General features: G+C 64.6%; 9 protein-coding genes and 1 pseudogene. 6 read left to right on the top strand and 4 right to left on the bottom strand.

The annotated features are described in order from the left end of the window. Positions 1-41: 41 nt before the first annotated feature. Entirely contained in the window at positions 42-1,217 is a 1,176-nt protein-coding gene (locus FBZ93_RS13615; protein ID WP_146986442.1) for an HlyD family secretion protein, read from the bottom strand. Then, positions 1,210-1,692 (bottom strand): MarR family winged helix-turn-helix transcriptional regulator, encoded by a 483-nt coding sequence (locus FBZ93_RS13620; RefSeq protein ID WP_050426377.1) that lies wholly within the window; start codon positions 1,690-1,692, stop codon positions 1,210-1,212. The genes FBZ93_RS13615 and FBZ93_RS13620 overlap by 8 nt, the downstream gene beginning before the upstream one ends. A gap of 162 nt (positions 1,693-1,854) precedes the next feature. Between FBZ93_RS13620 and FBZ93_RS13625 the strand changes: the two genes are divergently transcribed. Together FBZ93_RS13625 and FBZ93_RS13630 are read left to right on the top strand one after the other, a co-directional pair. Next, entirely contained in the window at positions 1,855-2,340 is a 486-nt protein-coding gene (locus FBZ93_RS13625; RefSeq protein WP_028338147.1) for a Fur family transcriptional regulator, read from the top strand. A gap of 200 nt (positions 2,341-2,540) precedes the next feature. Next, a complete protein-coding gene (locus tag FBZ93_RS13630; RefSeq protein WP_167529027.1) occupies positions 2,541-3,497 on the top strand; it encodes a DMT family transporter in 957 nt (318 codons plus the stop codon). 153 nt (positions 3,498-3,650) lie between these two features. Here FBZ93_RS13630 and FBZ93_RS13635 read toward each other — a convergent pair whose 3' ends face one another. Continuing rightward, on the bottom strand, positions 3,651-4,907 hold the full coding sequence (locus FBZ93_RS13635) for a DUF805 domain-containing protein (RefSeq protein WP_146986443.1): 1,257 nt from the start codon (positions 4,905-4,907) through the stop codon (positions 3,651-3,653). 116 nt (positions 4,908-5,023) lie between these two features. Here FBZ93_RS13635 and FBZ93_RS13640 point away from each other — a divergent pair, with 116 nt between their 5' ends. Continuing rightward, entirely contained in the window at positions 5,024-5,287 is a 264-nt protein-coding gene (locus FBZ93_RS13640) for a hypothetical protein (protein WP_246667463.1), read from the top strand. Positions 5,288-5,483: 196 nt separating this feature from the next. Here the strand turns inward: FBZ93_RS13640 and FBZ93_RS13645 are convergent, their stop codons facing one another. Continuing rightward, the gene (locus tag FBZ93_RS13645; protein WP_146986444.1) at positions 5,484-6,359 is read right to left on the bottom strand and encodes a sulfurtransferase; all 876 of its coding nucleotides are present in this window, start codon (positions 6,357-6,359) and stop codon (positions 5,484-5,486) included. Between the two features lie 260 nt (positions 6,360-6,619). On the opposite strand from FBZ93_RS13645, the gene ispG reads away from it, so the two are divergent. The 3 genes and pseudogenes from ispG to FBZ93_RS40590 all read left to right on the top strand — a co-directional run. Further along, positions 6,620-7,909, top strand: a complete 1,290-nt coding sequence (ispG, locus tag FBZ93_RS13650; protein WP_146986445.1) for a flavodoxin-dependent (E)-4-hydroxy-3-methylbut-2-enyl-diphosphate synthase — start codon at positions 6,620-6,622, stop codon at positions 7,907-7,909. Positions 7,910-8,420: 511 nt separating this feature from the next. After that, positions 8,421-9,314, top strand: coding sequence for a TauD/TfdA dioxygenase family protein (locus tag FBZ93_RS13655; RefSeq protein ID WP_028343560.1), 894 nt, complete (start codon positions 8,421-8,423; stop codon positions 9,312-9,314). A 137-nt stretch (positions 9,315-9,451) separates the two neighbouring features. Further along, positions 9,452-10,504, top strand: a pseudogene (locus tag FBZ93_RS40590) (hypothetical protein); the annotation flags it as partial.

The following is a 10,504-nucleotide window of genomic DNA, read 5'->3' on the forward strand; positions in this document are numbered from 1 at the left end:
AAGGGGAGAGGTGGTGCGCTGGGCTTCGATCTTGCTCCATCTCAGTCCTCGTGGTCCGGGTGCGCCGAGGCCGAACCCAGCCCGAGCAGGCCGGCCAGCGTGCGGCGGTGGTTGGTGTCGATCGTCGCGTAGACGCTCATGCCGGCCTTCAGCTTCTTCACGAACGGATCGTTCTCGTCGAAATAGATCCGCACCGGGACGCGCTGCACCACTTTGACGAAATTGCCGGTGGCGTTCTGCGGCGGCAGGATTGCGAACTGCGCGCCGGTGCCCGGCGACAGCGAGCCGACCTTGCCCTTGAATTCGTGGTTCGGGAACGCGTCGACGTCGAGCGTCACCGGCTGGCCGACCGCGACATAGGTGAAGTCGCTTTCCTTCGGATTGGCGTCGACCCAGGGATGGTCGACGTCGATCACCGAGAACACCGGCGCGCCCGCGTTGACGAAGCGGCCGAGCTGGATCTGGTCGACCTGGGTCGCGACGCCATCCATCGGCGCCCGGAGCACGGTGTGATCGAGATTGCGCTGCGCGTCGTCGAGCTTCGCCTTGGCCTGGGCGTAGGGCGGGAATTTCTCGATCGGCAGCTCGACATCGCCGAGCAGCTGCGTCTTGTCCTTGGAGATCTGCTGCTTGATGTATTGCGCGAGGCTCTCGGCTGTCACTTGCGCGTTGGCCGCATTGTCGAGGTCGAGCTGCGAGCCGAAATTCTGCTTGGCGAGCGTCGATTTGCGGTCGACGTCGCGCTTCTTCAATTCGATGCTCTGCTGGGCGAATTCCAGCATCCTGGTGTTGATCTTGATGTTGTCGACCAGGTTGTCATAGGTGGTCCGGGTCTGGTCGAGCGCCGCCTTGGCCTGGTCGACCGCGAGGCGGAACGGCACCGGGTCGATCTCGAACAGCTCGTCGCCCTTCTTGACGTGCTGGCCTTCTTTCACGACGATCTTGTCGATCTTGCCGGAGATCTCCGGCGTGATCAGCACCTTCTGTGCGCCGACATAGGCGTCGTCGGTGCCGACATAGCGGCCGCCATTGAGATAGAACACGCCGCCGGCGATCACAGCCACGATCGGCAGCACGACGAGCAGCAGCACGCGGCGATAGCGCCGCAGCCCGGCCATCAGGCGACGGCGCGGCGCGCGGCTGGCCTTGCCGGCCGGCGCCGATACGCCCGGATTGCTCTTCTGCTCGGGGGCGAGTTTGAGGACGGGTTCAGCCATAGCGCTGTTCCTTTCGGGAGGGCTCGCCGGCTGGGCTTTGGATGGCATTGCGAACGTTTTCCTTGATCGATTCCAATTGAGTGAGCAGGCGGTGCGCGTCTGCGGGGCTGATGCCCTCGAGCGCGGTCGCGGTGAGTTCGGAGCGCAGGCCTGCGAGCTTCCCGAGCAGCGGGCGCGCGGCCTTCTTCAGATAGAGGCGGTTGACGCGGCGGTCGTTCTCGTCGCTGCGGCGCTCGATCCAGCCATTGTCGCAGAGCTTGTCGATCAGCCGCGTCAGCGTGATCGGCTGCACCTCGAGCAGCTCGGCGAGCTCGGTTTGCTTCAGCCCTTCCTGGCGTTCCACCTTGGACAGGACGGCCCATTGCGCGCGGGTGATGCCGTAGCGCGCGGCCTCCTTGTCCGCATAGACGCGGATCAGCCGGAACAATTCACCCAGCGTAAACATGAAGTTCGCGTCCACGGAACCGCGCATCAATGCCATCTCCATAAGCTTGGGATATAATAAGCTTGCTTATGAATTCTGCACATCGGGTTAACGGAGGGCTGCTCCGCATTGGGGGCATGGCTGCATGGCGGCGAGGGACTGGGTCCGGGCCGGGCTATGGGAACGGGCGCAAAAATGCTACATATCGAGGCAATGAGCCTGGCCAAGCCGACCTTTCCCGCCCCCGACCACGATCACGGCCGCTGTGCCGCGGACGCGATGGCGCATGCCGAGCAGGTCTGTGCGCGCCGCGGGCAGAAATTCACCCCGATCCGGCGTCAGGTGCTGCAGGCGCTGCTGTCGAGTCACCGCCCGCTCGGCGCCTATGAGGTGATCGACGAGCTGGCCAAGACGATGCCGCGCCCGGCACCGATTACCGTCTATCGCGCGCTCGACTTCCTGATGGAGAACGGCCTCGTCCACCGTATCGAGAGCCGCAACGCCTTCCTGGCCTGCGCGCACGACCACGACGAAACCTCGATGGTGGCGTTCCTGATCTGCGACCATTGCGGCTCGGTCGGCGAAATCCCGGCCGCCCCGGTCGCGCAAAGCCTGACCGCGGCGGCGCGGGCCTCGGGTTTCATCCCGAAACTCTCGGTCGTCGAGATCGCCGGCACCTGCGCGCATTGCCAGAAATGATCGTGCGCGGCCAAAGTCCTCACCGCGATGTCGTCCCTGTGAAAGCAGGGACCCATAACCACCGCCCTCAATTGTTGTACGAGGCTGCAACGACAAGTCTCGTTCACAACACCGGCCGCGGCGTATGGGTCCCTGCTTTCGCAGGGACGACGCAGTCCGGCTAACAACAACACGGCAGCAAGCCGGCCCCGCGAGGAAACATGTCGACCCAAGCGATCTCCGCCACCGTCACGAGGCCCGTCAGCGTCGGCCATGGGCTGCCGCCCGGCGCCATCGCATTGATGCTGATGCTGTGCGTGAGCTGGGGCTTCAACCAGCTGGCGGTCAAGCTCGCGCTGCCCGACGTGCCACCGATGCTGCAGGCGTTGATCCGCTCCTCGGGCGCGCTGCCGGTGATGCTGATCGTCGGCCATTTGCGCGGCGTAAAGTTCTTCGAGCGTGACGGCACGCTGGTGCCCGGCATCATCGCCGGGCTGATGTTCGGCTGCGAGTTCGTGCTGATCTTCACCGGTCTGGTCTTCACCTCGGCCTCGCGCGCCTCGGTGTTCCTCTACACCGCGCCGTTCTTCGTCGCGCTCGGCTCGCACCAGTTCCTCGGCGAGCGCCTGTCGGCCGTGCAATGGAGCGGGCTGGCGCTGAGCTTTGCCGGCGTCGCGCTCGCGATCGGCGTGCCGCAGCCCAATGTCGATGCCAAGGTGCTGCTCGGCGACCTCATGGTGGTCGGTGGCGGCGCGCTGTGGGCGGCGACCACGCTGGTCGCCAAGGGCACGCAGTTGCGCAAGGCCGCGCCGGAAAAGGCGCTCGGCTATCAGGTCGCGATCTCGATCCCGATCCTCGGCCTCGCCGCCTGGATCGCAGGCGAGCGCATCGAGCACGTGCCGAGCGCGCTGTCGATCTCGCTGCTCGCCTATCAGGCGGTCTGGGTAGTCGGCTGCACGTTTGTCATCTGGTTTGCGATGGTGAAGACCTATTCGGCGAGCAAGCTGTCGGCCTTCACCTTTGTCACGCCGCTGTTCGGCGTCGTCGCGGCCTATTTCATCATGCACGACACCCTGACCCCGGTGTTCGGCGTCGCCGCGCTGTTCGTGATCGCAGGCCTCTATCTCGTCAACAAGCCCGATCCGAAGGTGACGCCGGATCCGAACGTGCCGGCCTGAGGGGTTGCGCCCTTCCTCGAATGAACCTCGCGCAAGTCAGGTGAGCACGCTGCTCAGGCTCCCTCTCCCGCAAGGGGAGAGGGAACCCTGCCGCCGGTACGTCCCTCACTGACGCGTCACCGATTGGCGATACGACGAGGCGTCGCACCGCGCCTACATCATCCGTTCGTCCATCTCGAAATCGACGTAGACCGGCGGAAGCTGCAGCCCGCGGTCCGCAAGCATCCTTGCGCTGCCGGCTCCGAGTTCAGTGGCATCAAGTGAAATGGCGAGACCGTCCCGGGCGAGGATCGGCTGATAGCCCTTGACGATCCTTTGGCCGAACGCCGGATAGGGCTGCGGGCCATCGGAGAACGAGTAGCGGAACGCCTGGTAGAGCGTCGACGATCGCAACGCCTCCATCGCAGCCAGCTCATGCCCTTCGGCGAAGCAGAGGCGTATTCTCAAGTAGGTGTTGTAGCCCTCGCTCAGCTTCTCGATCGCGATGAAGCTGTTCGCGTCCGCTCCATCCAGTGTGTAGTAGGCCTTCGTCCGATGTTCCTCCGGCGCGGTCTCGGCCGCCCGCAGTTGCTCCTTCTCCTTGCGGAGGAGACCATCGATGTCGGCCTGTCCCGCATCCTTGCGAAGCTCGACGGCGTGGTGGCGCAAGACGTTGGCGCTTGCCCGGCGGTTCAGGTCCATCTCTCCGCCGCCCTCCGGCAGCACGCGCCAGCCGGCGACTTCAAGTCGAGTCCCGGCGCCGGAAAACAGCGCGTCGAATGGCGGAGAATAGATGCCGTGTCCGTAACGCGCGCAGAGGTCGACGATGATGTCGCAAGCGGCGGTGACGGCGGGGGCGGACTTGTTCGCCTTGTCGGCGGCCTGCGTCCCGCCATCCGGCTGGATCGCGAATGTGGCCATGACGGCTTTGCTGAAACCGGAAACCCTGTGTTCCGCCTCCTGTCTGGCGGCCACGGCTGGATTCTCCTGCAGCGCCTCCGACAGGGCCGCCGGATTGGTCGCGTGGCTTCTCCGGATCAGCGCGAAGAAGAAGCCGAGGCCAAACAGGCCAAAGGCGCAGATCGCGGGCACGGCGGCGACCAGGCCGTACGGCACGTGAACGCCAAACCATGCCTCGACGCGATCCTGGATCGCGGCGAAGAAGTAGAAGATCGCGAACGGTGCAAGGGCGAAGAACGCCGCGACGCCGGTGGTCAGACCGCTGTCGTGGAAGCGCCGGGCCGTCACCGCAAGCAGCGGCAGCGCCATTGCGATGACGGCGTAGATCGTCTTGTCGAACGGATAGGCCGCGAGCAGGACCAGCAGACAAAACCCGAAGAACCACCAGAACTCGGCGCGCGACGCCCGTCCGCTGAAATCGGCATATTTCCTGAAGCAGGTGGCAATCGACGCGGCGGCGTGCATGACCATCTCCGGACAGACGGCGGCACTTTAGCGGTGAAGCCTTACGTCTTTCTCTCGCCAACAGGCGCAATTGCAGCCTTGCGCAATTGCAGCGCCGTGATCAGAGTTAACAAGTCCGGACGGTGTTGATCTATGTCAGCATCGACACCGACATTCCCTGGGAATCCCTCACGCGTGAGCTGCCCTGGAGGCGCGCTATGCCAACCGATGTCACCGACGCAATTGAAGCCGGAATCCGGTCTGCATTCACCGCATATTCCAAAGAGGATGATCCGGATTGGCGGAGTGCGTGCTGGATCAAGCCGGATGAGTGCTCCCATTTGGCAAAGAACATTCTGAAGGAGTTGGCGACGAGAGGCTTTGAGATCGTCAAGAAGCCGGCATAGCTGCGCGCCCCAATGCGGAGGCGTGACTCCAGCCGCACAACACACTCAGTGTCGTCCCTGCGAAAGCAGGGACCCATAACCACGAATGGTTGTTGTTGAACGATTCTGGTACGACGAGTCCCTTTCACCAGATCCGCCGCGGAGTATGGTCCCTGCTTTCGCAGGGACGACAAGGAGAGAGCGCCTTTGCTCCCCACTACCCCACTTCGATCGGCAGCTCCGCATCCTTCGCCCATTCGCCCATCGAGCCGTCATAGAGGGTGAGATTGTCGTAGCCGAGCCGATGCAGCTGGAACAGGTCGATGGTCGCGGAGATGCCGCCGCCGCAATAGGCGACGACGCGCTTGTCTTTGGTGATGCCTTGCGCGGCGAAAGTTGCCTCGGCCTCTTCGAGCGACACGAACGTCTTGCTCTTGGGATCGATCAATGTCGCCGCCGGCACGCTGACGCTGCCGGGGATGCGGCCGGGCCGGCCGTAGCGGCTCGGCTCGAGGCCCTTGTAGAATTGCGGGCCGAGCGCGTTGACGATCACGGTGTCGCGCTCGGTGGTGGCGGCGAGCACGTCATGCTTGTCGACGAACATGCCGTCCTTGGGCCGCGCCGGGAACGCGGCCTGTGGATAGCCGCCGGCAAGCCCGGTCTCGATGTCGCGTCCCTCGGCGGTCCATTTGTCGATGCCGCCGTCGAGCACCGCGGCGCCCGCAAAGCCGAGCGAGCGCAGCATCCACCAGAACCGCGTCGCCCACATCGCAGTCCCGATCGAATAGAGCACCACGCGGCTGCCTGCCGAGATGCCGTGCCGGCCGAACGCCGCCTCGAGCTGGGCCGTCGGCGGCATCATGAAGCGCAGGTTGGTATGGGGATCGGAGAATTCGGCCTGCAAATCGAGGAAATTGGCGCCCGGGATATGGCCGGCCTCGAACGTCTGGCGGCCCGAGACGACAATATAGGGAACGCCGCTGCCCGCGGGGGCCGGCTCCAGATAGGTCGTGCAGTCGAACAGCCGCAACTCGGGGCGGGTCAGGATCTCGGCGAGTTCCGCCGTGGTGATCAGCTCGCCATAGTCGGCCATGTCGCGCCCTCCCGGTGTGTGTTTAACGGGATGCTAAGATGCGCCAAGTCACATGAAAAGCGGTCACTTTGCCCTTTGATTCACCCCAATTCGGCCCAATATAGCCAAAGCATGCAGGACGCCGCTGCATGGCTTGCGTTCGGCCCCAATCGGCGCCATAAGCTGTTGAATTCACTCCGAAACCTGACCGTTTGGCCCACCTTGCGTGAGGCCCATCGCCCCCTTGGTGAATGTCACCAAAACCTGATATTCGAGACGCCATGAACAAGCCCGAGATTTTGCCGAAAGACGACGTCGCAGGTCCTCAAGCCCGGCACCAAACCACGCAGGTCATGGTCGGCAACGTTGCCGTCGGCGGCGGTGCGCCGATCGTCGTGCAGTCGATGACCAACACCGACACCGCCGATATCGATGGCACCATCGCCCAGGTGGCCGCGCTCTCCCGCGCCGGCTCCGAGATGGTGCGCATCACGGTCGACCGCGAGGAAGCCGCTGCCGCGGTGCCGCACATCCGTGACGGCCTGCGCAAGCGCGGCATCACGACGCCCCTGATCGGCGACTTCCACTATATCGGCCACAAGCTGCTCGCCGAGTATCCGGCCTGCGCCGAGGCGCTCGACAAGTACCGCATCAATCCCGGCAATGTCGGCTTCAAGAACAAGCGCGACACCCAGTTCGCCGACATCATCGAGATCGCCAACAAGAACAACAAGCCGGTGCGCATCGGCGCCAATTGGGGCTCGCTCGACCAGGAACTGCTCACCAAGCTGATGGACGAGAACACCGCGTCGCCGAATCCGCGCGACGCCCGCGCCGTGACCCGCGAGGCGATGGTGCAGTCGGCGCTGCTGTCGGCGGCCCGCGCCCAGGAGCTCGGCATGCCGAAGAACAAGATCATCCTGTCGGCGAAGGTCTCCGCCGTGCAGGATTTGATCGCGGTCTATCAGGAGGTCGTGCGCCGCTCCGATTACGCAATCCATCTCGGCCTCACCGAGGCCGGCATGGGCTCGAAGGGCATCGTCGCCTCCTCGGCCGCGCTCGGCATCCTGTTGCAGCAGGGCATCGGCGACACCATCCGCATCTCGCTGACGCCGGAGCCCGGCGGCGACCGTACGCTGGAAGTGCAGGTCGCGCAGGAATTGCTGCAGACCATGGGCTTCCGCACCTTCGTGCCGCTGGTCGCGGCCTGCCCGGGTTGCGGCCGCACCACCTCGACCACGTTCCAGGAGCTGGCGCGTTCGATCCAGGACTTCATCCGCGACGAGATGCCGGCCTGGAAGACCAAATATCCGGGCGTCGAGCAGCTCAACGTCGCGGTGATGGGCTGCATCGTCAACGGCCCCGGCGAATCCAAGCACGCCAATATCGGCATCTCGCTGCCCGGCACCGGCGAGGCGCCGGCCGCGCCCGTGTTCGTCGACGGCAAGAAGTTCCGCACCCTGCGCGGTCCCGGCATCGCCGCCGACTTCAAGGCGCTGGTGATCGACTATATCGACCAGCGTTACGGCAGCGGCGCCAAGCTGCCCGAGCAGGCGGGCGCGGCGGAGTAATCTCACTCGGCTCGCGACCCATACTCGGTGTCGTCCCTGCCTAGTGCGCAATTGCGCACGGGAGCAGGGACCCATAACCACAGCCGGTGGTTATGGCGCGAGATGTGGGTTGCAAAACACAACCCTGTAGTACTATGGCGCAAGCGCCACAAGTCGCCGGAACTTGAACGCTCCCCAAGAGTTAATAGTCAGGGTCGGTTTTCGACCCGTGGGGAGGTGACACCGGATGCGGGTGGATCATCATGACGGCATAGACGGCGTTGAAATCGCCTTAGTCAGCGCTGTGGTGGTGTCCTTCGCTATGCTTATGGCGAGCGTGGTTTGGCTTATGACCGGCTGACCTCAATACAAGGACGGCCTGATCCTAAATCTCCTCCAACGCCGCCTGTTCAAGCTCTAACGCCGCTACGCCCGCAAGAAGGAAGATTGCTGTAAACGTTTTGCGGCGTGGATTGCGCTTCGCTTGATCCCGGCTACGATGGTCAAAACAAGAACCATCGGGAGAGCACCCATGAGCTCGCTGTCCGGCAAGCAAGGCCCGCGCTACCGCCACCTCGCCGACCAATCCGAGCCCTATGAGACCATCGGCGTCGAGAAGCTGACGCCGATCATCGGCGCGGAAATCTCCGGCGTCGATATCGGCAAGCTGGTTGGCGACGATGCGCGCTCCAACCGCCAGATGGACGAGATCCATCGCGCGCTTGCCGAAAACCTCGTCATCTTCTTCCGCGACCAGCACATCAGCCCCGACCAGCACCTCGCCTTCGGCCGCAAGTTCGGCGAGCTGCACGTCCACCCCGCCGCGCCCAATGAAGGCGACCCGGCGCTGATGAAGATCTATGCCGACAAGGATTCCCCGCGCGCCAATGGCGAAGGCTGGCACACCGACGTGTCCTGCGATCTCGAGCCGCCGATGGGCTCGATCCTGTACATCAAGCAGTGCCCGCCGCGCGGCGGCGACACCCTGTTCGCCAACATGTATGCGGCCTATGAGGCGCTGTCGGACCGCATGAAGGCCTATCTCGACGGGCTGACCGCGCTGCATGACGGCGAGCAGACCTATCGCGGCCTGTACGCCAACTACGGCGTCGCCGACAAACGGGAATATCCCCGCGCCGAGCATCCGGTGGTCCGTACCCATCCGGTGACGGGGAAGAAATCGCTCTACGTCAATCGCGGCTTCACCCGCTTCATCGTCGGCATCCCGCGCGACGAGAGCGACGCCATGTTGGCCTACCTCTACCAGCACGCCGAGAACCCGCTGTTCCAGTGCCGCTTCCGCTGGACCGAGAACGCGATCGCGTTCTGGGACAACCGCTGCGCCCAGCACCGCGCGATGTGGGACTACTGGCCGCACACCCGCTCCGGCACCCGCGTCACGGTGAAGGGCGAACGGCCGGTGTGAGTGCGCGGCTGGGCGCGATGCGTCAGCCTGGCCCAACGCGGCGCGGTTAACAGGGGTAACCCTTGCGGGTCATAGTATCCGTGAGCCGCTGAGCCCTATGATGCCGCATCAGACTGGGCGTTATCACCATGCGACAGGTGATACTGGGCGCGCGGGGTGCGGGCTTGCGCGTCAAATCGAATCAACTGCCATCTCCTCCGGGGACGATGCGTCCGGCGGCGCCCTCATGGATCGCTGCAACCCTAGTGATGATCTGTCTTGCGGATGCCGGCGCCGGAGCGCGCGCGCAGTCCAATGGCATCGCCGGCGATTCCCCGCAACTTGCGCAAGCGAAGACGAGCCCTCCAGGCGACGCCGGTCCGGCCGGAGCCGAGGCGCAGAGCGTGGACGGGCTCACCCGCGAACTCGCGACGGCACGGCGAGACGTTGAACTGCTGCAGGGCTTGCTGACCAAGGAACGCGAGAATTCGGTGCAGGTCGAGAATGCCTTGCAGAGCGAAACCGAAAAACTGAGAAAATCGCTGAAGGACATCCCGCAAGGCACTGCAGTCCTGCAGAGGTCGCTGCAAGGGGAGCGCGACCACGCCGCGCAGCTCGAACAGGACCTTGCGACGGCGCGCCGCGATGTGGAAACGCTGGCCGCAATGCTGGTCAAGGCAAACGACGAGACCGCGAAGCTGAAGCAGGCTTCGCAAGGCGGCAAGGCGGATTTGCAGAAGCCTCTGGAGCAGGAGCGCGAGCGGGCCGCGAAACTGGAGCAGGACCTTGCAGCGGCGCGGCGTGACGTCGAGACGCAAACCGCGCTGGCGGCCAAGGCGAGCGATGAAACGGCCCAGTTGAAGAAGGCCGCGCAAAGCGGCGCCGCCGACGTGCAGAAGTCGCTGGCGCAGGAGCACGAGCGGGCCGCGAAACTGGAGAAGGACCTTGCAGCGGCGCGGCGTGACGTCGAGACGCAAACCGCGCTGGCGGCCAAGGCCGGCGATGAAACGGCCCAGTTGAAGAAGGCCGCGCAAAGCGGCGCCACCGACGTGCAGAAGTCGCTGGCGCAGGAGCACGAGCGGGCCGCGAAACTGGAGAAGGACCTTGCAGCGGCGGGGCGTGACGTCGAGACGCAAACCGCGCTGGCGGCCAAGGCCGGCGATGAAACGGCCCAGTTGAAGAAGGCCGCGCAAAGCGGCGCCACCGACGTG

The organism is Bradyrhizobium macuxiense, from assembly GCF_007993935.1.
Lineage (GTDB): Bacteria > Pseudomonadota > Alphaproteobacteria > Rhizobiales > Xanthobacteraceae > Bradyrhizobium > Bradyrhizobium macuxiense_A.

Excerpts from the sequence above, each read along its gene's own strand:
- FBZ93_RS13615 (WP_146986442.1), bottom strand. The coding sequence starts at position 1,217 with ATGGCTGAACCCGTCCTCAAACTCGCCCCCGAGCAGAAGAGCAATCCG.
- FBZ93_RS13625 (WP_028338147.1), top strand. The coding sequence starts at position 1,855 with ATGAGCCTGGCCAAGCCGACCTTTCCCGCCCCCGACCACGATCACGGC.
- FBZ93_RS13630 (WP_167529027.1), top strand. The coding sequence starts at position 2,541 with ATGTCGACCCAAGCGATCTCCGCCACCGTCACGAGGCCCGTCAGCGTC.
- FBZ93_RS13635 (WP_146986443.1), bottom strand. The coding sequence starts at position 4,907 with ATGGTCATGCACGCCGCCGCGTCGATTGCCACCTGCTTCAGGAAATAT.
- FBZ93_RS13645 (WP_146986444.1), bottom strand. The coding sequence starts at position 6,359 with ATGGCCGACTATGGCGAGCTGATCACCACGGCGGAACTCGCCGAGATC.
- ispG (WP_146986445.1), top strand. The coding sequence starts at position 6,620 with ATGAACAAGCCCGAGATTTTGCCGAAAGACGACGTCGCAGGTCCTCAA.
- FBZ93_RS13655 (WP_028343560.1), top strand. The coding sequence starts at position 8,421 with ATGAGCTCGCTGTCCGGCAAGCAAGGCCCGCGCTACCGCCACCTCGCC.